Source organism: Pseudomonas sp. microsymbiont 2 (genome assembly GCF_054788395.1).
In genome coordinates this window covers 4258305-4283222 of sequence record NZ_CM139112.1, presented here as the reverse complement: position 1 = coordinate 4283222, position 24918 = coordinate 4258305, and the positions used below count along the sequence as shown (strand labels likewise).

Sequence of the window (24918 nt, the reverse complement as noted above, 5' to 3'; positions counted from 1 at the left end):
TTCATTGAGTCATTTTTGTGACCTGTCGGCCCATTTCGGCCTCTAGGCGACCCCTGGCAAAGCTGTTACTCTCGGCGCGCTTTTGGAGGATCCGGTTTGCAATGAACCGGCCTCTCATATCAATAATAAGCGCATCGACGCGTACCGAATTCGCTGTTGCTGAAGGAGCGGGCTTCCATGATCGAACATTTTTGGAAGGATAAGTACCCAGCCGGAATTACGGCGGACATCAATCCTGACGAATTCCCCAATATCCAGGCGGTACTCAAGCAATCCTGCCAACGCTTTGCCGACAAACCTGCCTTTAGCAACCTGGGCAAGACCATCACCTACGGCGAGCTCTATACCCTGTCCGGCGCTTTCGCCGCCTGGCTGCAGCAGCACACCGACCTGAAACCCGGTGACCGCATCGCCGTCCAGTTGCCCAACGTCCTGCAATACCCTGTCGCCGTGTTCGGCGCCATGCGTGCCGGATTGATCGTGGTCAACACCAACCCGCTGTACACCGCGCGCGAGATGGAGCACCAGTTCAATGACTCCGGCGCCAAGGCGCTGGTCTGCCTGGCCAACATGGCGCACCTGGCCGAGAAAGTCGTGCCCAAGACCCAGGTCAAGCACGTCATTGTCACCGAAGTGGCCGACCTGTTGCCACCGCTCAAGCGCCTGCTGATCAACAGCGTCATCAAGTACGTGAAGAAAATGGTGCCGGCCTACAGCCTGCCGGGCGCCGTGCGCTTCAATGATGCCCTGGCACTGGGCAAGGGCGGCGCGGTTACCGAGGCCAACCCGCAAGCCGGCGATGTCGCCGTGCTGCAGTATACCGGCGGCACCACCGGCGTGGCCAAGGGCGCCATGCTGACGCATCGCAATCTCGTCGCCAACATGCTGCAGTGCCGGGCGCTGATGGGCTCGAACCTGCACGAAGGCTGCGAAATCCTCATCACCCCGCTGCCGCTGTACCACATCTACGCCTTCACCTTCCATTGCATGGCCATGATGCTGATCGGCAACCATAACGTGCTGATCAGCAACCCGCGCGACCTGCCGGCCATGGTCAAGGAACTCGGCAAGTGGAAGTTCAGCGGCTTCGTCGGCCTGAACACCCTGTTCGTTGCCCTGTGCAACAACGAGGCGTTCCGCAGCCTGGACTTCTCGGCGCTGAAAATTACCTTGTCCGGCGGCATGGCCCTGCAACTGAGCGTGGCCGAGCGCTGGAAGACCGTGACCGGCTGTGCCATCTGCGAAGGCTACGGCATGACCGAGACCAGCCCGGTGGCGGCGGTCAACCCGTCCGAGGCCAACCAGGTCGGCACCATCGGCATCCCGGTACCTTCCACCCTGTGCAAGATCATCGACGACAACGGCCAGGAACTGCCCCTGGGCGAAGTGGGTGAGCTGTGCGTGAAGGGCCCGCAGGTGATGAAGGGCTACTGGCAGCGCGAAGACGCTACCGCCGAGATCCTCGACGGCAATGGCTGGCTGAAGACCGGTGACATCGCGTTGATCCAGCCGGACGGCTACATGCGCATCGTCGACCGCAAGAAGGACATGATCCTGGTGTCGGGCTTCAACGTGTACCCCAACGAGCTCGAGGACGTGCTTGCCGCGTTGCCGGGCGTGCTGCAGTGCGCGGCCATCGGCATCCCGGACGAGAAGTCCGGCGAGGTGATCAAGGTGTTCATCGTGGTCAAGCCGGGCATGACCCTGACCAAGGAGCAGGTGATGGAGCACATGCGTGCCAACGTCACTGGCTACAAGGTGCCCAAGGCCATCGAGTTCCGCGACGCGCTGCCGACCACCAACGTCGGCAAGATCCTGCGCCGCGAGTTGCGTGATGAAGAACTGAAGAAGCAGGGCCTGAAGAAGATCGCCTGACTCGCAGCCTATGCGATCGATGTAGGAGCGGCCTTGTGTCGCGAAAGGGGTGCGAAGCACCCCCATCGATTGATGCTTTATCGTTGATACCCCGGGGCCGCTTCGCGACCCTTTCGCGACACAAGGCCGCTCCTACGGAGAGATTGCGCAGAGTTGCGGCTCAGCGCAGTTTTTCCAGCATCTGGTAGTACCACATCCCCGCCGCCAGCAGCGGATTGCCCAGCAGATCCCCCATCGGCACCTTGATGTGCTTGCACGCCGCGAAGGTGTCGAATTTCTCCAGCGTCCCGGTCAGCGCCTCGGCCATGATCTCGCCCATGATGTGGCTGGTGGCGATGCCGTGTCCGGAATACCCCTGGCAGTACCAGACGTTGTCCGACAGCTTGCCCAGCTGTGGGATGCGGTTGACCACGATACCCATGGCACAGCTCCACTGGAACGCGATCGGCACGCCCTTGAGCGCCGGGAAGGTGCGCTCGATGCACGGGCGCAGCTCGCCTTCGATGTCCCGTGAATCTCGCCCGGAGTAGTTGGCGCCACCACCGAACAGCAGGCGCTTGTCGGCCGTCAGACGGTAGTAGTCGAGCACGAAACGACAGTCGTAGACCGCCAGGTCTTGCGGATTGATCTGGTCGGCCAGCTCGCCCAGCGGCGCGGTGGTGACGATGCCGCCCATGGCCGGAAAGATCTTGCCCTTGAGCTGGCGTTTTTCCAGCTTGTGGTAGACGTCGCCGGCCAGCATCACCTGGCGCGCCTCGATCCGCCCCTGGGCGGTGACCACTGCCGGGCGTGGGCCGTGGACGATGTCGAGGACCTCGGAGTTCTCGAAGATCAGCGCGCCCAGTCCATGGGCGGCGCGGGCTTCGCCCAGACACAGGTTGAGTGGGTGCAGGTGCAGGTTGCGGCGGTTTTTCAGCGCGCCGAGGTACAGCGGGCTCTGCAGGTGGCTGGCCACCTCGGCGCGGTCGAGCAACTGCACCTGGTCGCCCATGCCGCGACGCTGGGCCTCGCTCTCGAAGGCGCGCAGCTCATTCATGTGCGAGGGCTTCATGGCGGCGTGCAAATGTCCGTGCTTGAGGTCGCACTGGATACCGTAGCGCTCGACGCGCTGCTCGATGACCTGGTGTCCGCGCCAGCGCAGGTGCCAGATGAAATCATCCACCTCGCTGCCCAGGCGCTGGCGCATCTGGGTGCGCATGGCTTCGTCACCCGACAGGCTGCCGGTGACCTGCCCGCCATTGCGCCCGCTGGCGCCCCAGCCGATGCGGTTGGTTTCGACGATGGCCACCTTCAGGCCGCGTTCGGCCAGTTCCACCGCGGTGGCCACGCCGGTGAAGCCGCCGCCGATGATCGCCACGTCCACCTGCACCGTGCCCTCGAGCGTGGGGTATTCGCTGTGGTCGTTGAGGGTGGCGCTGTAATAGGACGGCGCGCGCTGGGCCGGTCCATTGCGGGTTGCTGCGTTCATGAGTGTTCCTTGTTGTAATGCATGTCTCAAGCCTGGTGCAGGTACCAGCGCCAGTCCTGTTCGCCGACTTCGGCCATGAACTGGCGGTACTCGGCGCGCTTGACCTTCAGGTAGACGCCGAGGAAAGCCTCGCCCAGTGCTTCCCGAGCCCAGTTCGAACGCTCCAGGGCATCGAGGGCGGTCAGCCAGTCGGTGGGCAGGTGTTCGCTGGCCTGGGCGTAGCCGTTGCCTTCTACCGGCGCACCGGGATCCAGCTGCTGGCGGATGCCCGCGTGGCTGGCGGCGAGAATCGCCGCCGCGGCCAGGTAGGGGTTGGCGTCGGCGCCACAGATGCGGTGTTCCACATGACGGCTGTTGGCCGGACCACCAGGGACCCGCAGGCTGACGGTACGGTTGTCTACCCCCCAGGTGGGTGCCAGCGGGGCGTAGCTGTTGGCCTGGAAGCGACGGAACGAGTTGGCGTTCGGGCAGAACAGCAGCAGCGACTCGTGCAGATGGCGCAGCATGCCGGCCACCGCCTGGCGCAGCAGCGGGGTGCCGGCCTTGTCCTCGCTGGCGAACAGATTGTTGCCGGCGGCGTCGGCCAGGCTCAGGTGCATGTGCATGCCGGTGCCGGCCAACCGAGCGAACGGCTTGGCCATGAAGCAGGCTTGCATGCCGTGGGCGTTGGCCACGCCTTTGACCAGGCGCTTGTAGCGCACCGCCTGGTCCATCGCGGCGAGGGCGTCGCCGTGCTCCAGGGTGATTTCCACCTGGCCCGGCGCGTACTCCGAGATCGCCGTGCGGGCCGGAATACCCTGGGCCTTGCAGGCGGCATAGAGATCGGCGAGGAACGGCTCGATCTGCTCCAGTTCGCGCAACCCATAGACCTGGGTGTCACGCGGGCGGCCACCGTCGCTGTCCAGCGCCGGCTGCGGATGGCCTTGTGCATCGCGCTGCTGGTCGAGCAGGTAGAACTCCAGTTCACAGGCCATCACCGGGTGGTAGCCGTCGGCCTTGAGTGCGTCGATGACTTTCAGCAGCACATGGCGTGGATCGGCCACGCTGGCCGGCAGGCCCTCGCTGGGGTGCATGCTGACCTGCACCGCGGCGGTCGGCACCCGACGCCAGGGCAGGCGTACCAGGCTGTCGTCCAGAGGGTAGGCGCGGCAATCGATATCGCCGACATCCCAGACCAGGCCGGAGTTTTCCACGTCGTCGCCGTTGACGGTCAGGCCAAGGATGGTACTCGGCAGTGGTCGACCGCTCTCGTACACCGCCAACAGCTCGTCGCGGTGCAGCAGCTTGCCGCGTGGCACGCCGTTGGCGTCGAGGATGAACAGCTCGATCAGGTCGATATCGGGGTTGTCGGCCAGGAAACGCCTGGCGTGTTCTGCGGGGGCAAAGTGCATGGTGAATTCGCTCTGGGGCACACGGGACCGCCGCGCAGGCGAGCGGTCAGGCTGAGTCAATCGGCCAGAGGATGGCCGGGTCGGGTCAGGGGTGCGTGAGCGAAGTGTCCGGTGGGCGCGCGTGACGGCAATGCCACAGCGCCCAGAACGCCAGGATGATATGGACCAGTGGATTTTCACCGGCACGGGCCCGGGCCTTCGGCAGCGAAGGGGGGGGCAGCGGGCGGGCGATCATCGGGTCGGGAAGCATCCCCGGATACTCACATGGCCTTTAAGGTTGATTAAAGCAGTGAATGGCGACGTTCATTCCGGTGGCAGCTAAACATTGGCAAGGTCTTTCCGCCGCGTCGTAGCAGCTTAGGAAGCTTCCCATAGTTTTATCGGACCCAGGCTAATTGGCAGGGCCGGGGCCAGAGGTGAAAGTCCCTATGTTTTGCCGGATAGGTAGGCGACAGGGACAGCCATGCAAGCGCAAAGGACTTATCAGGTAATCGCCCATCACGCGATCGTCTTCGATGTCAGCGAGTTCATCATCCAGCCAGGGGAATGTTGTCAGATCCGGCAAACGGGCCTGCCACGGGTGCATGCCGGGCACTATCGGGTCGTTGAAAAAATGGCGGAGCTTTACGACCGGATGCTGGCAGGGCAGCGGCCTTGTCTGATGACGGTGGCGGTATCGCGGCCGTTAACTCGCCAGCAGGGGGACAGCCTCAATCAGCAGAGGTACAGGGTTTCGGGCATTTTCAGTACCGCAGCGGGTAAAGCGACGGCGGATGTTGCGCTAGCAATGGCAGGTGGGCCTGCGGCGGCGGTCGCAGGGATCGCCGTCTCCGGAGCTGTGGCGTGGTTGATTCAGAATAAGATTCCTACTTTTCATGCTGGGGATGTACTGGCATCGCTGTCAGCAACCGTGAAAGGCGGTATTGGTCCCCAATCCAGCAGCCTGATGTTGATTATCTGAAGGGGAGCGGATATGTGGGTGCTTTATGGTATTTGCTATGCCCTCGTGGTCGGCACGTTGGTCGACTGGGCATGCCGGTCAAGGTGCATCAGGTTTCTTCTCTATATCGTCTTCAACGTCACGGGGATTACCGCCTGTAATCAACTGGGTGAAGAGCAGTTCCTGCAACTTGATGGTATTGGCTGGTCAGCTTTTTTCGTGGCAATTGCTACCCCGTTGTTGTTCAAGCGCTCCCGCTATTTCGAGCGTGATCGCGACTGAACGGCGGGCACAGGCAGCATCGATTTCGCAAATCTGCGACAATCCGGCCTCTTACGCCTGCCGATCATGAAAAAGCAGCACTCGCCTGCATCATTAAAAAGCCCCATGACAGACCACGCCATCGACCAACTGCTGAACAACCTCGACCACGCCATGATCGCCGACCGCCATCGGTTGCGCCGGCAATTGCACGAGCTGCGCAAGCGCCCCGACGAGGGCAAGCTCGCGCAGTGGGTGGAAAAGGTCCAGGCCTCCTGCGCCCAGGTCACCGCGCGCCAGCAGAGCGTGCCGAGCATTCGCTACGACGACAGCCTGCCCATCGCGGCCAAGCGCGACGAGATCAAGAAGGCCCTGGCCGAGCACCAGGTGCTGGTGATCGCCGGCGAGACCGGCTCGGGCAAGACCACCCAGTTGCCGAAGATCTGCCTGGAGCTGGGGCGCGGCAGCCATGGCCTGATTGCCCACACCCAGCCCCGGCGGATCGCCGCGCGCAGCGTGGCGGCGCGGGTCGCGGAGGAACTGGGCACGCCGCTGGGGGCGCTGGTCGGCTACCAGGTGCGCTTCGAGGACCAGAGCGATTCGAACACCCTGGTCAAGTTGATGACCGACGGCATCCTGCTGGCCGAAACGCAGCACGACCGCTTTCTCGAGCGCTACGACACGATCATCGTCGACGAGGCCCACGAACGCAGCCTGAACATCGACTTCCTGCTCGGCTACCTCAAGACCCTGCTGCATCGCCGTCCGGATCTGAAGCTGATCATCACTTCGGCGACCATCGACCTGGAACGTTTCTCCAAGCACTTCGACGGCGCGCCGATCATCGAGGTGTCTGGCCGTACCTACCCGGTGGAGACCTGGTATCGGCCGCTGACCAGCGAACAGGACGAGGAGGGCAATCAGGTCGAGGAAGACCTTTCCGTCGACCAGGCGATCCTCGCCAGCCTCGACGAGATCGCCCAGCACGAACGCAGCCAGGGCAAGGGCCCGGGCGATGTGTTGGTGTTCCTGCCCGGCGAGCGCGAGATCCGCGACGCCGCCGAGATCCTGCGCAAGGCGCAGTTGCGCCACACCGAGATCCTGCCGTTGTATGCGCGGCTGTCGCCGGCCGAGCAGCAGCGGATCTTCCAGTCCCACAGCGGTCGTCGCGTGGTCCTGGCCACCAACGTCGCCGAAACCTCGCTGACGGTGCCGGGCATCCGCTACGTGATCGACAGCGGCACCGCGCGCATCAGCCGTTACAGCTACCGGGCCAAGGTCCAGCGCCTGCCTATCGAGGCGGTGTCCCAGGCCAGCGCCAACCAGCGTAAAGGCCGTTGCGGCCGGGTCGAGCCGGGCATCTGCATTCGCCTGTACAGCGAGGACGATTTCAATGGCCGGCCGGCGTTCACCGACCCGGAGATCCTGCGCACCAACCTGGCTGCGGTGATCCTGCAGATGCTGCACCTGCGCCTGGGCGCGATCGATGCCTTCCCGTTCATCGAACCGCCGGATGGCAAGGCCATCAGCGACGGCTTCAACCTGTTGCAGGAACTCTCGGCGGTCAACCGCGAGAACCAGCTCACGCCGCTGGGCCGCCAGTTGGCGCGCCTGCCGATCGACCCGCGGCTGGGGCGCATGCTGCTCGAAGGCGCCCGCCAGGGCAGCCTGCAGGAGGTACTGATCGTCGCCAGTGCGCTGTCGGTGCAAGACCCACGCGAGCGTCCGCCGGAGCGCCAGCAGGCCGCCGACCAGGCGCACGCGCAGTGGAAGGATGTCGACTCCGACTTCGCCGCCCTGGTCAATCTGTGGCGCGGTTTCGAGGAGCAGCGCCAGGCGCTGACCGCCAACCCGCTGCGCAACTGGTGCCGCAAGAACTTCCTCAACTACCTGCGCCTTCGCGAGTGGCGCGACGCCCATCGCCAGCTGGCGCTGATCTGCCGTGACCTGCAATTGGCGGTGAACAAGGAGGCTTGTGACTATCAGCCCCTGCACAAGGCGATTCTCAGCGGCCTGCTCAGTCAGATCGGCCAGAAGACCGAGGAGGGCGACTACCAGGGCGCGCGTCAGCGGCGTTTCTGGATTCATCCCTCGTCGGGCATCGGTCGCAAGCGTCCGCAGTGGGTGATGGCTGCCGAGCTGGTGGAAACCACCAAGCTCTATGCACGCATGGTGGCCAAGATCGAACCAGACTGGATCGAGCCGCTGGCCACCCACCTGATCAAGAAGAACCACTTCGAACCGCACTGGGAGAAGAAGCGCGGGCAGGTGGTGGCCTACGAGCAGATCACCTTGTACGGGTTGATCATTGTCGGCCGCAGGCCCGTGCACTTCGGCCCGATCGACCCGGCCACTTCGCGCGAACTGTTCATCCGCGAGGGTCTGGTAGGTGGCGAGATCCAGTCGCGGGCCAAGTGCCTGGCGGCCAACAAGCGCCTGCTCGAGCAACTGGACGAACTGGAGGCCAAGGCTCGCCGACGCGATATCCTCGCCGACGAAGAGACGCTGTACGCCTTCTACGAGGCCCGCCTGCCCGAAGAGATCCACCAGACCGCGACCTTCGACAGCTGGTACCGGATGAACAGCCAGAAGGATCCTAACCTGCTGATCATGCGTGAAGAGGACGTGCTCGCCCGCGAGGCCAGCGAGGTCACCGCAGCGCAGTATCCCGACCACCTGCAGGTGGGTGAGCTGCGCCTGTCGCTGAGCTATCACTTCGAACCGAACCATCCGCGTGACGGCGTGACCGTGCGGGTGCCGGCGCCGTTGTTGCCGAACCTGCCGGGCGAGCGCCTGGAGTGGCTGGTGCCCGGCCTGCTGGAAGCCAAGTGCATCGCCCTGGTGCGCAACCTGCCCAAGGCCCTGCGCAAGAACTTCGTGCCGGTGCCGGACTTCGTCAAGGCTGCCCTGTCGCGCATGGTGTTCGGCCAGGGTGCGTTGCCGCAGGCCCTGGGCCAGGAGTTGCTGCGCATGACCGGGGCGCGGGTGTCGGACGAGGCCTGGGCTGAAGCGGCGGGGCTGGTGGAAGGGCACTTGCGCATGAACATCGAGGTGGTCGACGCCCAGGGCAAGTTCCTTGGCGAAGGCCGCGACCTGGCCGAACTGACCGCGCGCTTCGCCGCCGCCAGCCAGGCCGCCTTGGCCCTGCCGCGCAGCGAGAAGGCCGAGCAGCCGGTACAGGCCAAGGCCTTCGCGCAGGTGGCGCAGACCGCCCAGCAGAAGATCGCCGGGCTGTCGATGACGGTCTATCCGGCGTTGGTCGAGGACAACGGGAGCGTGCGCGAAGGGCGTTTCTCGACCCAGGCCGAAGCTGAGTTCCAGCATCGTCGAGCCTTGCAGCGCCTGTTGCTGCAACAGCTGGCGGAACCGGCCAAGTTCCTGCGCGGCAAGCTGCCGGGGCTGACCGAGCTGGGGCTGCTGTACCGCGAGCTGGGCCGGGTCGAGGCGCTGGTCGAGGACATTCTGCTCGCCAGCCTCGACAGCTGTGTGCTGGAAGGCGAAGAGCCACTGCCGCGTGATGGCGCGGGCTTGGCTTCGCTGGCCGAACGCAAGCGCGGCAGCTGGACCGAGCATGCCGAACGCTTGGCCCGCCAGACCCTGGAGGTGCTGAAGCTGTGGCACGGCCTGCAGAAGCGCTTCAAGGGCAAGATCGACCTGAGCCAGGCCGTGGCGCTCAACGACATCAAGCAACAGTTGGCCAATCTGGTGTACCCGGGCTTCGTGCGAGAGACGCCGGGCGCTTGGTTCAAGGAGTTGCCGCGTTATCTGAAGGCGGTGGAGCTGCGCCTGGAGAAGCTGGGTTCGCAGGTGCAGAAAGACCGGGTATGGAGCGGCGAGCTGGCCAATTGCTGGGCGCAGTACCAGGCCCGCGCCGACAAGCATGCCCAGGAGGGCAAGCGCGATGAGCAGTTGACCCTGTACCGCTGGCTGCTGGAGGAATACCGGGTGTCGTTGTTTGCCCAGCAACTGGGGACGAAGGTGCCGGTTTCCGACAAGCGACTGAGCAAACAGTGGAGTCAGGTGGAAGCCTAAGCGCCCCAAGTTGTGGCAAACTTGGTGGAATTTGGGCCGCTTTGCGGCCCATTCGCGGGCAAGCCCGCCCCCACAGGATTATCGTCGGTTCTGAAAATGGCGATGTCCTGTGGGAGCGGGTTTACCCGCGAACGAGGGCGAAGCCCTCGTCTACAAACTGGTACCAAGGTGCCAGTATCGACCTTTTTTCGGCCAGCGCCCGTTTGGCGATGGCCTCTGACAGAGGAACGACCGTGCACAACGTCGTGATCAGCGGCACCGGCCTGTACACCCCGGCTCAAAGCATTTCCAACGAAGAACTGGTGGAATCCTTCAACGCCTGGGCGCAGCGTTTCAACCGTGACAACGCCGCCGCCATCGAGCGTGGCGAGGTCGAGGCGGCGCCGCTGTCCGACGCCGCTTTCATCGAGAAGGCTTCGGGCATCAAGAGCCGCTTCGTCATGGACAAGGCCGGCATTCTCGACCCACAGCGCATGAAGCCGCGCCTGCCGGAGCGTTCCAACGACGAGCAATCGATCCTCTGCGAGATGGGCGTGGCCGCCGCCCGCCAGGCCCTGGAGCGTGCTGGCCGCAGCGCCGCCGATGTCGATGGGGTGATCGTCGCCTGTTCCAACCTGCAGCGCCCGTATCCGGCCATCGCCATCGAAGTGCAGCAGGCGCTGGGTATCCAGGGCTTCGCCTTCGACATGAACGTGGCCTGCTCGTCGGCCACCTTCGGTATCCAGACCGCGGCCAACAGCGTGCAGCTGGGTCAGTCGCGCGCCGTGCTGGTGGTCAACCCGGAAATTTGCACCGGCCACCTGAACTTCCGCGACCGCGACAGCCACTTCATCTTTGGCGACGCCGCCACTGCCGTGCTGATCGAGCGTGCCGACCTGGCTACCTCCGAACACCAGTTCGACATCGTCAGCACCAAGCTGCTGACCGCGTTCTCCAACAATATCCGCAACAACTTCGGCTTCCTCAACCGCGCGGCGGAAGAGGGCATCGGTGCCCGTGACAAGCTGTTCGTGCAGGAAGGCCGCAAGGTGTTCAAGGAAGTCTGCCCGATGGTCGCCGAACTGATCGGCCAGCACCTGGCCGAGAACGACCTGCAGCCTTCGGACGTCAAGCGTTTCTGGCTGCATCAGGCGAACCTGAGCATGAACCACCTGATCGTCAAGAAGCTGCTGGGGCGTGAAGTGGCCGAGGAAGATGCGCCGGTGATCCTGGATCGCTATGCCAACACCAGTTCGGCGGGGTCGGTGATTGCCTTCCACCTGTATCAGGATGACCTGGCCAAGGGTTCGCTGGGGGTACTGAGCTCGTTTGGTGCTGGATATTCGATTGGTAGTGTGGTTCTGCGTAAACGCTGATACCTACTTTTACTTCTCTATCGCTGGGGCCGCTTTGCGGCCCTTTCGCGACACAAGGCCGCTCCTACAGGAGAACGCATTCCCCTGTAGGAGCGGCCTTGTGTCGCGAAAGGGCTGCGAAGCAGCCCCGGCTTTCTGACAGGTAAACAAAAAAAGCGAGAAATGCCGGATGGGGTCGGCATTTCCCGCCTCAGGGTGAAGCAAAGGCGCGTAGTGCTTAGAACTTGGCTTCCAGGTCGACCTGCAGGGTGTCGACGTCAGCATTGTTGTTCGGCAGCTGCGACAGGTCGGTCTTGGCCATCAGGTAGGCCGCGCCCAGGGAGAAGTTCTTGTCGATCTCGTAGCCGACCTTGAACTTGTGACCACGCGAACCGGTGAAGCCGGCACCGAAGTCGGAGTCGGTGAACAGGCTGACCACGGCGTTGCGCTGCACGTCGCGGTAGTTGTAGTCCAGGCTCCAGGCGCCCAGCTTGGTCTTCAGGCCAGCCAACCAGGCTTTGTCCTCGCCGTCGGTGCTGTCGGTGTTCTTGACGAACTGGCCATAGGCCGACAGCGGGATGGCGAAGCCGGTGAAGTCCACCTGGCCAAAGCCTTCGGCCAGGTTGAACTCGGTGGTGGTGTTGCCGAAGCTGCGCAGCACGGCCGACTTCTTGTCGTTGTCGAAGCCGTAGAGGCTGCCGCCGACGGTGACCTTGACGCTGTCGGCCAGGTTGAACTTGGTGCCCAGCTGGCCATGGTAGAGCTGGGCGTCGTGCTTGAATTGCACGCCGTCGCCGTCGACGTTGTCCTTGAGCGTGTAGTGACCGGCGCTGCCGAACACTTCGGCGCCGCCCAGGTTGGTCTTGTAGGTGACGGCCACGCCTTCAGGGTTGATGTCGCTGTCCCAGATGATGTCGCCCATGCTCACCCAGGGCTGCATCATCTTGCCGCCGATCAGGTGCAGGTTGGGCACGGCGGTCGGGTGCCAGTCGAGGTAGGCAAGGTCCACCCACAGCGATTTCTTGTCGAAGTAGTTGTCCAGGCTCTGGTTGGTCGAGCGAGCGTCCGAACTGCTGCCAGTGGCCACGCGAATACCGGCGTCGACCTGCGGGTTGATCTCGCTGTAGAAGCCGACGCGGGCACGTACGCGCTCGCGGTCCTGGTTGCCGCTGCGGCTGTTGGGGTTGTCGACGTTGACGTCTTCGTAGCGCAGGCGCACATCGCCCTTGATCTGGGTCTTGGCGGCCCATGCCACTTTCTGTTCGAACGAGCTCAGACGCTCGGACTGGGCTTTCTGGTCGGCCTTTTCCTTGGTTTCCTTTGCCAGGTCGCCCTGCAGTTCGTTGTACTGCGCCTGGTTGATCGAGCCATTGGCGCGGAGCATTTCGAGCAGCTTGGCGTCGACAGCAGCACTGGCCGGAGTACTCAGAGCCAGCATCATGCCGGTGAGGCTCACCCCGGTAAGTGTAGAAACAAGACGCATAAGGTTCTCCCTGTTGGAAAAAGTGGGGAGGCTCAAGCGCCCGCCCCCAAGTTGGCATGTCTTCGGAAAGGGCCTGTATAGACAGGTTCTGGGGTTCCGGAAAACAGGCGCAAGTATTGCGGGGGCGAATGACAGAATAATGTCTAAACAGTGGCACTGTTGTTAAGTAAACGGCGCGTCATTTGAGTGTCACGGCCGCTTTGGCAATACTGGCGCTCTGTTCCCAAGCGAGTCGGTATCGTGATCAGCCTTCACAGCCTTGCCCATCTGCGCGACCTGCCGGCAGCCACCTGGGATGCCCTGGTGCCAGCCGGCCAGCCGTTCCTGCGCCATGCCTTCCTCACGGCCATGGAGGACAGCGGCAGTGTCGTTCCTGCAACCGGTTGGGCCGCCGAGCATCTGGTGCTGGAGCGCGACGGCGAGGTACGAGCGCTGTTGCCGGCCTACCGCAAGTGGCATTCGTTCGGCGAGTACGTGTTCGATCATGGCTGGGCCGATGCCTGCGAGCGCGCGGGCGTCGCCTACTACCCCAAGTTGCTCGGCGCCGTACCGTTCAGCCCGGTGAGCGGGCCGCGGCTGCTGGCTGCCGACCAGGCCGATGGCATGCTGCTGTTGCAGGCGATCCCGGAGTACCTGGGCAAGGGCGGATTGTCCGGGGCGCATATCAACTTCACCGACCCGGCACTGGATGAAGCCATCGGCGGGCTGCCAGGCTGGATGGAGCGCCTGGGTTGCCAGTTCCACTGGCGCAATCCTGGCTACCGGGACTTCCAGGATTTTCTCGACACCCTCAGCTCGCGCAAGCGCAAGCAGATGCGCAAGGAGCGCGAGCAGGTGGCGGGGCAGGGGATCGACTTCGCCTGGTATCGCGGTGGTGAATTGAGCGAGGCGCAATGGGATTTCATCTACCGCTGCTATGCCAACACCTATGTGGTACGGCGACGGACGCCGTACCTGACCCGTGAATTCTTCAGCCTGGTGGCCGAGCGCATGGCCGAGGCGATTCGCGTGGTGATCGCTCGACAACAAGGACGCGAGGTGGCCATGGCTTTCAGTCTGGTGGGTGGCGACAGCCTGTACGGACGTTACTGGGGTTGCCTGGACGAATTCGACCGCCTGCATTTCGAGACCTGTTTCTACCAGGGCATGGACTTTGCGATCGGCGAAGGCTTGCAGCGCTTCGATGCCGGTGCCCAGGGCGAGCACAAGCTGATTCGCGGGTTCGAGCCGGTGATCACGCGATCGTGGCATTACCTGCTGCACCCGGGGTTGCGCCGGGCGGTCGCGGACTTCCTGAGCCAGGAGCGCGAAGGGGTGATGGCCTACGCCGAGGAGGCGCGGGGGATGTTGCCGTATCGCCAGGTTTGACTGCCTTTGCGTAGGAGAGCGGGGGCGTGGGAGCGGGCTTGCCCCGCGATAGCGTACGTCTCGGTCATCGCCATCGCGGGGCAAGCCCGCTCCCACGAACACCCGCCCATCAAACCTGCGTCAATCGACGCCGACGAACCCACCGGTCTGGTGATGCCACAACCGCGCATACAACCCGCGCTGTGCCAGCAACTCACCGTGGCTGCCGCTCTCGACGATATGCCCTTTGTCCAGCACGATCAGCCGATCCATCCGGGCGATGGTCGACAGGCGGTGGGCAATGGCGATCACTGTCTTGCCTTGCATCAGCGTCTCCAGGCTTTCCTGGATCGCCGCCTCGACCTCGGAGTCCAGCGCCGAGGTGGCCTCGTCCATGATCAGGATCGGCGCGTTCTTCAGCAGTACCCGGGCGATGGCGATGCGCTGGCGCTGGCCGCCGGAGAGCTTGACGCCGCGCTCGCCGACATGGGCGTCGAAGCCGGTACGGCCTTGGGCATCGGACAGCTGCGGGATGAACTCGTCGGCCCGGGCCCGGCGCACCGCCTCCCAGACCTCCTCGTCGCTGGCATCCGGCCGCCCGTACAGCAAGTTGTCGCGGATCGAGCGGTGCAGCAGCGAGGTGTCCTGGGTAATCATGCCGATCTGCGCGCGCAGGCTGGCCTGGTTGACTTCGGCGATATCCTGGCCGTCGATGAGGATGCGTCCGCTGTCGATGTCGTACAGACGCAGCAGCAGGTTGACCAGGGTCGACTTGCCGGCGCCGGACGGGCCGATCAGGCCGATCTTTTCACCAGGGCGAATGTCCAGGTTCAACGCATCGATGACCTTGCCGCCCTTGCCGTAGTGGAAGTCCACATGGTCGAAGCGTACCGCGCCGCGGCTGACCTTGAGCGCGGGGGCCGCGGGCTTGTCGCTGACGGTGACGGGCTGGGCGATGGTCTGCAGGCCGTCCTGGACCATGCCGATGTTCTCGAAGATGCCGTTGACCACCCACATGATCCAGCCGGACATGTTGACGATGCGGATCACCAGGCCGGTGGCCAGGGCGATGGCGCCCACGCTGATCAGCGACTGGCTCCACAGCCACAGGGCAAGGCCGGTGGTGGTGACCACCAGCAGGCCGTTCAGCGAGGTAATGACCACATCCATGCTGGTGATCACCCGCGAGGCCAGCTGGGTCTTCTCGGTCTGTTCGCTGATCGCTTCGCGCGCGTACTGCTGCTCGTAGTCGGTGTGGGCGAACAACTTGAGCGTGGCGATGTTGGTGTAGCCATCGACAATGCGCCCCATCAGCTTGGAACGGGCATCCGAGGAGATCACCGAGCGCTCCTTGACCCTTGGCACGAAGTAGTACAGCGCGCCGATGTAGCAGGCGATCCACACCAGCAACGGCAGCATCAGCCGCCAGTCCGCCTCGGCGAACAGCACCAGCGAGCTGATGGCGTAGATCAGCACGTGCCAAAGGGCATCCACGGCTTGCACTGCCGAGTCGCGCAGGGAGTTGCCGGTCTGCATGATGCGTTGGGCAATGCGTCCGGCGAAGTCGCTCTGGAAGAAGTTCAGGCTCTGCTTGAGCACGTAGGTGTGGTTCTGCCAGCGGATCAGGCTGGTCATGCCCGGGCTGATGGTCTGGTGCACCAGCAGGTCGTGCAGGCCGAAGAACACCGGGCGCAGCACCAGCACCACCACCAGCATCCAGATCAGCTCGCCGCTGTGCTCGCTGAAGAAGTTGACGTTGGGCGTGCCCTGGGCCAGGTCGATGATCCGGCTCAGGTAGCTGAACAGCGCGACCTCGATCAGCGAGGCGACAAGCCCGACGATCAGCAGGGCGAGAAAGCTCGGCCAGACCTGGCGCAGGTAGTAGAGGTAGAACGGCCAGACCTTGCCGGGAGGCGCCTCGCTGGGCGCCTCGCGGAAAATATCGATCAACTGCTCGAAACGACGGTACAGCATGGGTGACGACACTCCTGTTCGACCCGACTCACATCCCTGTGCGAGGCGGGATCAGTCGATGCGTTTGGCCGACTTGATGTACACCGGGTCCGCCGGTACATCGCGCATGCCTTTCTTGACGGTGGTTGGCGAGTTGACGATCTGGTCGACCACCTCCATTCCCTTGGTGACCTTGCCGAACACCGCATAGCCACGGTCGCGGCCCGGGTTGAGGAAGTCGTTGTCGGCAACGTTGATGAAGAACTGGCTGGTGGCCGAGTTCGGGTCGGAGGTGCGGGCCATGGACAAGGTGCCGCGGGTGTTCTGCAGGCCGTTGCTCGCCTCGTTGCGGATCGGGTCCTTGGTGCTCTTCTGCACCATCTGGTCGGTGAAGCCGCCGCCCTGGACCATGAAGCCCGGGATCACCCGATGGAAGATGGTGTTGTTGTAGAAGCCGCTGTCGACATATTCGAGGAAGTTCTTCGTGCTGATCGGGGCTTTTTCTGCGTTCAGCTCGATCTCGACCTGGCCGAAGCTGGTGTCCAGCAGCACGTGCGGGGTCTTGTCGGAAGCCATGACGCTGGTGGCGAAGGCGACCGAGCAGGCGGTGAGCAGAAGTTTTTTCAGCATGGGCTCAAAGATCCTTGAGAGGTGGAGGCGGCTGCGAGGAATTGCAGTAGCGTGAGGTTGAAGACCTCGGGTTGGTCAAGCGGCGTAGCGTGCCGCGAATCGTCGATGACCGCCAGCCTGGCATTGGGCATCATCGCAACATAACGCTCTTTCAGTTGTATCGGTGTGTAATCGTGGTCGGCGGCGATCACCAGCGTGGGACAACGGATCTGGCCGATGCGTTCCTGCACGCCCCAGTCGACGATGGCGTCGAAGCTCTTGAGGTAGGCACGTTTGTCGTTGCGCGCCCAGCGCTCGGCCATCTTGCGCCGCAGCTCGGCCTGCTCCGGCTTGGGAAACAGCCGTTCGGCCAGGCCCTTGCCGACCGTCTCGACGCTGAGCAGGCGCGCCAGGCCCCAGCGCTTGAACCACCAGATCCAGTCGCCGCGGGTGCGGCGCTTGACCTCGGGGGCGCTGTTGACGATGCACAGGCTGCGCAGCCAGTCGGGGTGGTCGACGGCGAACTGGAAGCCGACCATGCCGCCCATGGACAGGCCGACGAAGTGCACCGGGCCGGTGTCCAGGTGCCTGAGCAGGGCCAGCAGGTCCTCGCTGAAGGTCTTTATCTGGTAGCCCGCGCGTGGCTTGGAAGACTGCCCATGGCCGCGGATATCCATGAGGATCACCCGATAGTGACGGCTGAGTTCGGGCACCTGCAGTTCCCAGTCCTGGCTGCTCGAACCCAGGCCATGCAGCAGTACCAGGGGCTGGCCCTGGCCGTGTTGCTCGTAATGCAGCAGGCATCCGTCATGTTCGAAACAGGCCATGGGCGCGGTCCTCTCAGGCTTGCGGGGGGGCTGCGAAGGGCACGTCCAGCGGTGCGGTGTCGAAATTGCGCAGCAGTTCGATGAGGATCTGCGTGGCCGGGCCCAGGGTCTTTTCCTTGCTGGAGTAAAGGTAGAACAGCGGATGGCGACTGCCACCCTGATCCAGCGGCAGCGGCTTGAGCACGCCGTCACGCAGCTCGCGCTCGATCATGTGCCGAGGTAGCCAGGCAAAGCCCAGGCCGCTGCTGACGAAGGTAGTGGCGGTGCCCAGGCTGCCGACGGTCCAGCGCTGTTCGGCGCCGAGCCAGCCGACATCGCGCGGTTGCGCCCGACCGGAGTCGCGAATCACCACCTGCAGCTGGCTTTCCAGGTCCTGGAAGGTGATCTCGCGCCCCATGCGGTGCAGGGCGTGTTCGGGGTGGGCGACAGCGACGAACTCCACCGGGCTGAGTTCGGTGCCCAGGTAGCCGCCGATGTTGAAGCTGCTGATGGCAAGGTCGGCGATGCCTTCGTGCAGCACTTCCTCGACGCCCGATAGCACCTCCTCGCGCAGGCGTACCCGGCAGCCGCGGCTCTGCGGCATGAATGCGCTCAGGGCTCGGACCAGGCGGGCGCTTGGGTAGGCGGCGTCGACCACCAGTCGCACCTCGGCCTCCCAACCTTGCTCCATGTGGTGGGCCAGGTCCTCGAGCTGGCTGGCCTGCTTGACCAGTTGTCGCGAACGGCGCAGCAGCACGCTGCCGGCCTCGGTGAGCACCGCCTTGCGCCCGTCGATGCGCAGCAGCGGCACACCCAGTTGCTCCTGCATGCGCGCCACCGTGTAGCTCACCGACGACTGCGAGCGGTGCAGGGCGTCGGCGGCCTGGGCGAACCCGCCGTGATCGACCACCGCCTGCAGGGTCCGCCACTGATCAAGAGTTACGCGCGGCGCTTTCATCCAAGGCTCCTGTTGTCCTAAGCTGCGCTCTTCTCAAGGAGAGCGCCCGTATGAAGAAATGTTGTGCGGCTTTGCTGCTGTGCCTGCCCCTCGGGGCGATGGCATACCCTATCGATGTGGAGAAGGAAATGACCGGGGTCAAGGTCGACTACACCGCCTACGACACGGCCTACGACATCGGCTCGATCAGCCTCAACAACTATGGGCAGGTCCCGGCCGCCTGCAAGGTCACGTTCCGCAATGGTCCCGAGGCGCCGCGCGTGCGTCGGGTCAATGTGCCGGCCGGCAGGAGCGTGGATGTCACCGCCAAGTTCAACCGGCAGATCATCAAACTGCGCATCGCCGTGGACTGCAAAGCGGAATAAACTGATAAATCGATAGATTGATCCCACTTTTTACGCTTTTTTATCGATAGGTCAACATTTAATCTCACCTCCATCGAATCGCCACCCCTTACCGCCGATGGAGGCACCCATGTCCCGCGTACTGATCATCGAAAGCAGCGCCCGTCAGCAGGATTCCGTTTCCCGTCAACTGACCCAGGATTTCATCCGGCAATGGCAGGCGGCTCACCCAGCCGACGAGATCACGGTGCGCGACTTGGCCGTGACCCCTGTGCCACACCTGGATGCCAACCTGCTCGGTGGCTGGATGAAGCCGGACGAGCAGCGCAGCGCCGCCGAGCGTGCAGCGTTGGAGCGTTCCAATGAACTGACCGACGAGCTGCTGGCTGCCGACGTGCTGGTGATGGCCGCGCCGATGTACAACTTCACCATCCCCAGCACGCTGAAGGCCTGGCTGGACCACGTGTTGCGCGCCGGCATCACCTTCAAGTACACCCCGACCGGGCCACAGGGCCTGCTCAACGGCAAGCGCGCCATCGTCCTCACCGCCCGCGGCGGCATCCATGCCGGTGCCAGCAGCGACCACCAGGAACCCTACCTGCGCCAGGTGATGGCCTTCATCGGCATTCACGATGTGGACTTCATCCACGCCGAAGGCCTGAACATGAGCGGCGAGTTCCACGAGAAGGGCCTGAACCAGGCCAAGGCAAGACTGGCCGCGGTGGCCTGAGCCGCGACGAATTCCCAACCCTGACACCTTGTTGCTCCTTTGGGTGTGCCTGCCCGGCCAGTTCATGGCCGGGCTTTTTTATGCTCGTAAGAACGACGTGGGAGAACGGCGTGGGAGCGGGCTTGCCCCGCGATAGCGCCAGATCGGTCGATGATGTTTGCCGGGCCTGTGCCATCGCGGGGCAAGCCCGCTCCCACGCCTATCCGCCAGGCGAGCGTGCAACCAAGGAGGGCGATGACCCCAAGCACCCGCACATTTCCCATGGTTGAACTGCCCGGACCCAACCCGCTAAGGTCGCCGCCTTGATCCTCGAGAGGCCACCATGGGCTACCTGATAATCGTCGCGCTGATCCAGGCGTACTCCTTCAACCTGATCGGTGAATACCTGGCCGGCCATGTCGACAGCTACTTCGCCGTGCTCGCCAGGGTGCTGCTGGCCGGGCTGGTGTTCCTGCCGCTGACCCGCTGGCGCCAGGTCGAGCCGCGCTTCCTGCGCTCGATGCTGCTGATCGGCGCGCTGCAATACGGCATCACCTATGTCTGCCTGTACCTCAGCTTCCGCGTGCTGACGGTGCCGGAGGTGCTGTTGTTCACCATCCTCACCCCATTGCACGTCACGCTGATCGAGGATGCCCTGAACCGGCGCTTCAATCCCTGGGCGCTGCTGGCCGCGCTGGTGGCGGTGGCCGGGGCGGCGGTGATTCGCTTCGATACCATCTCGGGCGAGTTCTTCATCGGCTTTTTGCTGCTGCAACTGGCCAACTTCACCTATGCCGCCGGCCAGGTGCTGTACCGACATCTGGTTGCCCGTCACCCCAGCGACCTGCCGCACTACCGCCGATTCGGCTACTTCTACCTGGGCGCCCTGATCGTGGTACTGCCGGCATTCCTGCTGTTCGGCAATGCCCAGCACTTGCCGAGCACCGATACCCAGTGGCTGGTGCTGCTGTTCCTGGGCCTGTGCCCGACGGCGCTGGGGCTGTACTGGTGGAACAAGGGCGCCTGCCTGGTCTCCGGTGCCACCTTGGCGGTCATGAACAACCTGCATGTGCCAGTGGGTTTGCTGCTCAACCTGCTGATCTGGAACCAGGACGAACCACTCGGGCGCCTCGCCATTGGCGGTTCGGTGATCCTGGCATCGGTATGGTTGAGCCGCTTGGGTGGCCAGCGTGCGAGGGTGCCGGGAGCCGCCTGAGGGTCATTGCCGGCGCGGCAGGCCAGTGTGCACGGCCAGGCACAATGGCAGGGTCAGCAGCAGCGTGCCTGCCAGCGCCATCAATCCCTGTTCCACCCCGGTGTGGTCGGATATCGCGCCGATCAGCACCGGCGCCAGCGCGCCGCCACCGACGGTGCCGGTATAGAAGCAGGCGAACACCCGCTCGCGCTGTTCGCGGCCGGCGAAGTCCGGCACCAGCCCGGTCAGCACCGACGAGGTGCCGTTGAGGGCCACGCCGATCAGAGGCATCACCAGCATCAACGGCAGGTAGGGCAGCAGCAGCGCCACCAGGATCAATCCTGCGGTCAGCAGTTCGGTACAGATCACGGTGCGTACCGGCCCCAGCCGGGCGCCCAGGTAGCCACAGAACAGCTTGCCGAAGGCGCCGCCGATGAACAGCAATGTCAGGGCCAGGCCTATCTGCGCGGTCGTCGCGCCCTTGCTCTGCAGCAGGAACGGCAGGAAGGTCAGAAAACCCATGCGCACGCCACTGTCGAGGGTGCCGGTGGCGATCAGCGCCGCCAGCCCCGACCTTGAGCCAACCCGGTCCTGGCCCGTGGCCTTGCGCGCTGATCGTCCTGCGGGTGGCGCCTGGCGCAACAGCCACCATAGCGCCGCTGCCGCCCCCAGGCCGAGCAGGCCAAGCGCGGTGGCGTTGGCCTGCCATGACACATACACCAGCACCAGGCCGACCAGGCCCGGGATCAGCGCCTTGCCGATATCCCCGGCGAAGTTGTATTGGGCCAGGGCCTGCTTCACCTTGCCGCTGCCTTCGTAGGCATCGGCGACCAGCGCGCTGGCCAGCGGATGCTGGGTGCTGGCGCCGAGGCCGGCGAGCATCAGGGCGATCAGCAGAAGGCTGAGGTCACTGGCCTGGGCGGCCAGCAGGTAGGCCAGCCCGGCCAGCGCGGTGCCCCGGACCAACAGGGCTTCGCGGCCCCAGCGCCGGGCGCCTTTGCTGGCCAGCAGCTGAAAACCCGCCATCATGCCGGCGTAGGCGCCGCGCAGCAGTCCGACCTGGGCGTAGCTGAGGCCGAAGGCGACCTGCCAGAGGGGCAGCAACACGTAGATGACATCGGTCAGGCCGTCATGCACGCCATGGGCGAGGCTGGCGGCGACGAGGGCCTTGCGCCGAGGCGATGGCGGGGCGTCTTGCAGTGAAACGCTGGAAATGTCCTGGGGCATGGCTCGCTCACGAAGGCTGTGGCAGGCGTCTGTCGAGCGTCAGGGATGGGCGTGGCGAGTGGGCCGTCGATCTTCCGTGATGACGTCGTCCTGGATGGCCCTAGGGTAGTGCGCCTTGGGGGCGCAATGCAAAGGGCGCCCGGTCGGGCGCCCCGGTTGCACGGTCAGGCCTCGCTTAGCGCGTCCAGGCTGCGTGGCTGGGGCTGAGGCTGCGGCCTGGCCGCCAGCCCGGCACGCATGTCGTTGCCGCTTGGCTGCTGGTACAGGCTCAGCCCGAACTCCGGCAGCACCGCCAGCAGGTAGTCGAAGATATCGCCCTGGATACGCTCGTACTCGGCCCACGCCGTGGTGGTGGTGAAGCAGTAGATCTCCAGCGGCACGCCTTCGGCGGTGGCCTGCATCTGGCGGACCATGCAGGTCATGTTCGCATGCACGTTGGGATGGTTCTTCAGATAGGCCAGGGCGAACGCGCGGAAGGTGCCGATATTGGTCAGTTTGCGCCGATTGGCCGCCAGTTCCGCCACCGGTCCCAGCGCTTCGTTCCAGCTGTGCAGCTCCTGGCGTTTCTGCGAGAGGTAGTCACCGAGCAGGCGGATCTGGCCCAGGCGCTGTTCTTCCTCCGCGGTGAGGAAGCGCACGCCGCCGGCATCGATGAACAGGCTGCGCTTGATCCGCCGCCCGCCCGACTGCTGCATGCCGCGGTAGTTGCGAAACGACTCGCTCATCAGGCGCCAGGTGGGGATCGAGACGATGGTCTTGTCGAAGTTCTGCACCTTGACCGTGTGCAGGGTGATGTCCACCACGTCGCCGTCGGCACCGGCCTGGGGCATCTCGATCCAGTCGCCGACGTGCAGCATGTCGTTGCTGGTCAGCTGCACACTGGCGACGAACGACAGCAGGGTGTCCTTGTACACCAACAGCAGCACCGCCGACATGGCGCCCAGACCCGACAGCAGCAACAGCGGCGAGCGGTCGATCAGGGTGGCGACGATGACGATGGCGGCGAAGATCCACAGCATCATCTTGGCCAGCTGCATGTAGCCCTTGATCGAGCGGGTGCGGGCGTGTTCGGTGCGTGCGTAGATATCCAGCAGGGCGTCGAGCAGGCAGGACAGGGCGCGGGTCATGAACAGCAGGGTCACGGCCAGGGCGAGGTTGCCGAGGAAGTGCTGGGCGGTGGCCGACAGCTCCGGCACCAGCTTCAGGCCGAACTGCACCACCAGTGACGGGGTGGTCTGCGCCAGGCGGTGGAACACCTTGTTGTGGCGCAGGTCGTCCAGCCATCTGAGCGCCTGCTGGCGGGCCAGCAGGCGGCTGGAGTGCAGCACCAGGAAGCGCGCCAGACGGCCGATCAGCAGTGAGACGAGCAGCAGCACGATCAGGCCGAGCGTGGCATGCAGCAGCGGGTGTTGGTCGAGGGTGCCCCAGAGGTCGAGGGCATCGCGCCAGAATCGTTGGATGTCCATAGGCGTATAAACAGTCTGTGTTGCGGTACGAAGCGGCATTAGAGCGTGGATCGGTGCAAAGTTGCCAAAAGAAATTCGGTTCTGGCCACGGAAAACGTTACCCTATGCAACTTGAATTTTTCGCACTTGCCCGAGGTTACCCCCGTGTTTTCCCAATTCGCCCTGCACGAACGCCTGCTCAAAGCCGTGGCCGAGCTGAAATTTGTCGAGCCGACGCCGGTGCAGGCAGCGGCCATTCCCCTGGCCCTGCAAGGGTGTGACCTGCGGGTGACGGCGCAGACCGGCAGTGGCAAGACCGCCGCGTTCGTGCTGCCGCTGCTCAACCGCCTGGTCGACCGCAGCGGCCCGAGCGTGGAGATTCGTGCGCTGATCCTGTTGCCGACCCGCGAGCTGGCCCAGCAGACCCTCAAGCAGGTGCAACTGTTCTCCCAGTTCACCTACATCAAGTCGGGCCTGGTCACCGGCGGTGAAGACTTCAAGGAACAGGCCGCGATGCTGCGCAAGGTGCCGGACGTGCTGATCGGCACCCCCGGTCGTCTGCTCGAGCAGCTCAATGCCGGCAACCTGGACCTGTCGCACGTGGAGGTGCTGATCCTCGACGAAGCCGATCGCATGCTCGACATGGGCTTTGCCGAAGACATGGAGCGCCTGTGCAAGGAGTGCGAGAACCGCAAGCAGACTCTGCTGTTCTCCGCCACCACTGGCGGCGCGGCCCTGCGCGACATCATCGGCAAGGTGCTGAAGGACCCCGAGCACCTGATGCTCAACAGCGTCTCGCAGCTCGCCGAAGGCACCCGCCAGCAGATCATCACCGCCGACCACGACCAGCATAAAGAGCAGATCGTCCAGTGGCTGCTGGCCAACGAGACCTTCGACAAGGCGATCATCTTCACCAATACCCGCGCTCTGGCCGACCGCATCTACGGCCACCTGGTGGCCAAGGATGTGAAAGCCTTCGTGCTGCATGGCGAGAAGGACCAGAAAGACCGCAAGCTCGCCATCGAGCGCTTCAAGCAAGGCAGCTCCAAGGTGCTGGTGGCCACCGACGTCGCCGCCCGTGGCCTGGACATCGATGGCCTGGACCTGGTGATCAACTTCGACATGCCGCGCAGCGGCGACGAATATGTGCACCGCGTGGGGCGTACCGGCCGTGCCGGCGGCGAAGGCCTGGCGATCTCGCTGATCACCCACAACGACTGGAACCTGATGTCGAGCATCGAACGCTACCTCAAGCAGCAGTTCGAGCGTCGCGTCATCAAGGAGGTCAAGGGCACTTACAGCGGACCGAAGAAGGTCAAGGCCTCGGGCAAGGCGGCCGGCAGCAAGAAGAAAAAAGTCGAGAAGAAGGCCGGTGCCGACAAGAAGGGCGCGGCCAAGAAAAAGCCTACCGCCAAGCCGAAGGCCAATGCTCCTCTGGCCAGCTCCGACGGCCTGGCACCGCTGAAAAAGCGCAAGCCAGCGGCTGAGTAAGTTTTCGTGCTGCAAGCCCGCCACCGCAAGGGTGGCGGGTTGTTTCACCG

The 24918-nt window shown here is 64.2% G+C and carries 19 protein-coding genes; 10 read left to right on the top strand and 9 right to left on the bottom strand.

The features are described from left to right. The first annotated feature begins 177 nt into the window (after window positions 1–177). Window positions 178–1875 (top strand): long-chain-fatty-acid--CoA ligase FadD1, encoded by a 1698-nt coding sequence (gene fadD1 / locus ACYUME_RS19200; RefSeq protein WP_460416326.1) that lies wholly within the window; start codon window positions 178–180, stop codon window positions 1873–1875. A gap of 160 nt (window positions 1876–2035) precedes the next feature. Here the strand turns inward: fadD1 and ACYUME_RS19195 are convergent, their stop codons facing one another. Together ACYUME_RS19195 and ACYUME_RS19190 are read right to left on the bottom strand one after the other, a co-directional pair. After that, window positions 2036–3343 (bottom strand): NAD(P)/FAD-dependent oxidoreductase, encoded by a 1308-nt coding sequence (locus ACYUME_RS19195; RefSeq protein WP_460416324.1) that lies wholly within the window; start codon window positions 3341–3343, stop codon window positions 2036–2038. 26 nt (window positions 3344–3369) lie between these two features. Continuing rightward, window positions 3370–4734: a glutamine synthetase family protein gene (locus ACYUME_RS19190; protein WP_460416322.1), complete on the bottom strand. Its 1365-nt coding sequence runs from the start codon at window positions 4732–4734 to the stop codon at window positions 3370–3372. A gap of 463 nt (window positions 4735–5197) precedes the next feature. On the opposite strand from ACYUME_RS19190, the gene ACYUME_RS19185 reads away from it, so the two are divergent. From ACYUME_RS19185 to ACYUME_RS19170, 4 genes are all read left to right on the top strand, one after another. After that, complete coding sequence (locus tag ACYUME_RS19185; RefSeq protein ID WP_460416321.1) at window positions 5198–5695, top strand: hypothetical protein; 498 nt, start codon at window positions 5198–5200, stop codon at window positions 5693–5695. Window positions 5696–5707: 12 nt separating this feature from the next. Continuing rightward, window positions 5708–5956, top strand: a complete 249-nt coding sequence (locus ACYUME_RS19180; RefSeq protein ID WP_203651406.1) for a hypothetical protein — start codon at window positions 5708–5710, stop codon at window positions 5954–5956. A gap of 105 nt (window positions 5957–6061) precedes the next feature. Continuing rightward, window positions 6062–9967 (top strand): ATP-dependent RNA helicase HrpA, encoded by a 3906-nt coding sequence (hrpA, locus tag ACYUME_RS19175; protein ID WP_460416320.1) that lies wholly within the window; start codon window positions 6062–6064, stop codon window positions 9965–9967. Window positions 9968–10200: 233 nt separating this feature from the next. Then, window positions 10201–11322 carry a beta-ketoacyl-ACP synthase III gene (locus ACYUME_RS19170; protein WP_460416318.1) on the top strand — a complete coding sequence of 374 codons (1122 nt, stop codon included), beginning with the start codon at window positions 10201–10203 and terminating at the stop codon, window positions 11320–11322. Window positions 11323–11539: 217 nt separating this feature from the next. Here ACYUME_RS19170 and ACYUME_RS19165 read toward each other — a convergent pair whose 3' ends face one another. Continuing rightward, window positions 11540–12784 (bottom strand): putative porin, encoded by a 1245-nt coding sequence (locus ACYUME_RS19165; protein WP_279884116.1) that lies wholly within the window; start codon window positions 12782–12784, stop codon window positions 11540–11542. 240 nt (window positions 12785–13024) lie between these two features. Between ACYUME_RS19165 and ACYUME_RS19160 the strand changes: the two genes are divergently transcribed. Further along, entirely contained in the window at window positions 13025–14152 is a 1128-nt protein-coding gene (locus tag ACYUME_RS19160; protein ID WP_460416316.1) for a GNAT family N-acetyltransferase, read from the top strand. A gap of 120 nt (window positions 14153–14272) precedes the next feature. Here ACYUME_RS19160 and ACYUME_RS19155 read toward each other — a convergent pair whose 3' ends face one another. From ACYUME_RS19155 to ACYUME_RS19140, 4 genes are read right to left on the bottom strand one after another with little or no spacing between them, the layout of a single operon-like run. Continuing rightward, window positions 14273–16105, bottom strand: a complete 1833-nt coding sequence (locus tag ACYUME_RS19155) for an ABC transporter ATP-binding protein (RefSeq protein WP_279884119.1) — start codon at window positions 16103–16105, stop codon at window positions 14273–14275. Between the two features lie 51 nt (window positions 16106–16156). Then, complete coding sequence (locus ACYUME_RS19150; protein ID WP_252825359.1) at window positions 16157–16714, bottom strand: peptidylprolyl isomerase; 558 nt, start codon at window positions 16712–16714, stop codon at window positions 16157–16159. Further along, window positions 16708–17520 carry an alpha/beta fold hydrolase gene (locus tag ACYUME_RS19145; RefSeq protein ID WP_460416313.1) on the bottom strand — a complete coding sequence of 271 codons (813 nt, stop codon included), beginning with the start codon at window positions 17518–17520 and terminating at the stop codon, window positions 16708–16710. Before ACYUME_RS19145 ends, ACYUME_RS19150 begins: the two co-directional genes overlap by 7 nt. 13 nt (window positions 17521–17533) lie before the next feature. Then, window positions 17534–18457, bottom strand: coding sequence for a LysR family transcriptional regulator (locus tag ACYUME_RS19140; protein WP_279884125.1), 924 nt, complete (start codon window positions 18455–18457; stop codon window positions 17534–17536). Between the two features lie 50 nt (window positions 18458–18507). On the opposite strand from ACYUME_RS19140, the gene ACYUME_RS19135 reads away from it, so the two are divergent. The 3 genes from ACYUME_RS19135 to ACYUME_RS19125 all read left to right on the top strand — a co-directional run bounded on the left by ACYUME_RS19135 (window position 18508) and on the right by ACYUME_RS19125 (window position 20726). Beyond that, a complete protein-coding gene (locus tag ACYUME_RS19135) occupies window positions 18508–18822 on the top strand; it encodes a 3-phosphoglycerate kinase (protein ID WP_279884127.1) in 315 nt (104 codons plus the stop codon). A 109-nt stretch (window positions 18823–18931) separates the two neighbouring features. After that, window positions 18932–19531, top strand: coding sequence for an FMN-dependent NADH-azoreductase (locus tag ACYUME_RS19130; RefSeq protein ID WP_460416310.1), 600 nt, complete (start codon window positions 18932–18934; stop codon window positions 19529–19531). A 322-nt stretch (window positions 19532–19853) separates the two neighbouring features. Continuing rightward, on the top strand, window positions 19854–20726 hold the full coding sequence (locus ACYUME_RS19125) for a carboxylate/amino acid/amine transporter (RefSeq protein ID WP_460416308.1): 873 nt from the start codon (window positions 19854–19856) through the stop codon (window positions 20724–20726). Between the two features lie 3 nt (window positions 20727–20729). Here ACYUME_RS19125 and ACYUME_RS19120 read toward each other — a convergent pair whose 3' ends face one another. After that, window positions 20730–21932: an MFS transporter gene (locus ACYUME_RS19120; RefSeq protein ID WP_460416306.1), complete on the bottom strand. Its 1203-nt coding sequence runs from the start codon at window positions 21930–21932 to the stop codon at window positions 20730–20732. A 164-nt stretch (window positions 21933–22096) separates the two neighbouring features. After that, window positions 22097–23398 (bottom strand): mechanosensitive ion channel family protein, encoded by a 1302-nt coding sequence (locus ACYUME_RS19115; protein ID WP_279884135.1) that lies wholly within the window; start codon window positions 23396–23398, stop codon window positions 22097–22099. Window positions 23399–23542: 144 nt separating this feature from the next. On the opposite strand from ACYUME_RS19115, the gene ACYUME_RS19110 reads away from it, so the two are divergent. After that, window positions 23543–24868 carry a DEAD/DEAH box helicase gene (locus ACYUME_RS19110; protein WP_460416304.1) on the top strand — a complete coding sequence of 442 codons (1326 nt, stop codon included), beginning with the start codon at window positions 23543–23545 and terminating at the stop codon, window positions 24866–24868. The last annotated feature ends 50 nt before the right edge of the window (window positions 24869–24918 follow it).

Coding starts and splice junctions, on each gene's coding strand:
- ACYUME_RS19115 (WP_279884135.1), bottom strand. CDS start 23,398: ATGGACATCCAACGATTCTGGCGCGATGCCCTCGACCTCTGGGGCACC.
- ACYUME_RS19165 (WP_279884116.1), bottom strand. CDS start 12,784: ATGCGTCTTGTTTCTACACTTACCGGGGTGAGCCTCACCGGCATGATG.
- ACYUME_RS19150 (WP_252825359.1), bottom strand. CDS start 16,714: ATGCTGAAAAAACTTCTGCTCACCGCCTGCTCGGTCGCCTTCGCCACC.
- ACYUME_RS19140 (WP_279884125.1), bottom strand. CDS start 18,457: ATGAAAGCGCCGCGCGTAACTCTTGATCAGTGGCGGACCCTGCAGGCG.
- ACYUME_RS19130 (WP_460416310.1), top strand. CDS start 18,932: ATGTCCCGCGTACTGATCATCGAAAGCAGCGCCCGTCAGCAGGATTCC.
- hrpA (WP_460416320.1), top strand. CDS start 6,062: ATGACAGACCACGCCATCGACCAACTGCTGAACAACCTCGACCACGCC.
- ACYUME_RS19195 (WP_460416324.1), bottom strand. CDS start 3,343: ATGAACGCAGCAACCCGCAATGGACCGGCCCAGCGCGCGCCGTCCTAT.
- ACYUME_RS19185 (WP_460416321.1), top strand. CDS start 5,198: ATGCAAGCGCAAAGGACTTATCAGGTAATCGCCCATCACGCGATCGTC.
- ACYUME_RS19135 (WP_279884127.1), top strand. CDS start 18,508: ATGAAGAAATGTTGTGCGGCTTTGCTGCTGTGCCTGCCCCTCGGGGCG.
- fadD1 (WP_460416326.1), top strand. CDS start 178: ATGATCGAACATTTTTGGAAGGATAAGTACCCAGCCGGAATTACGGCG.
- ACYUME_RS19180 (WP_203651406.1), top strand. CDS start 5,708: ATGTGGGTGCTTTATGGTATTTGCTATGCCCTCGTGGTCGGCACGTTG.
- ACYUME_RS19120 (WP_460416306.1), bottom strand. CDS start 21,932: ATGCCCCAGGACATTTCCAGCGTTTCACTGCAAGACGCCCCGCCATCG.
- ACYUME_RS19145 (WP_460416313.1), bottom strand. CDS start 17,520: ATGGCCTGTTTCGAACATGACGGATGCCTGCTGCATTACGAGCAACAC.
- ACYUME_RS19190 (WP_460416322.1), bottom strand. CDS start 4,734: ATGCACTTTGCCCCCGCAGAACACGCCAGGCGTTTCCTGGCCGACAAC.
- ACYUME_RS19155 (WP_279884119.1), bottom strand. CDS start 16,105: ATGCTGTACCGTCGTTTCGAGCAGTTGATCGATATTTTCCGCGAGGCG.
- ACYUME_RS19125 (WP_460416308.1), top strand. CDS start 19,854: ATGGGCTACCTGATAATCGTCGCGCTGATCCAGGCGTACTCCTTCAAC.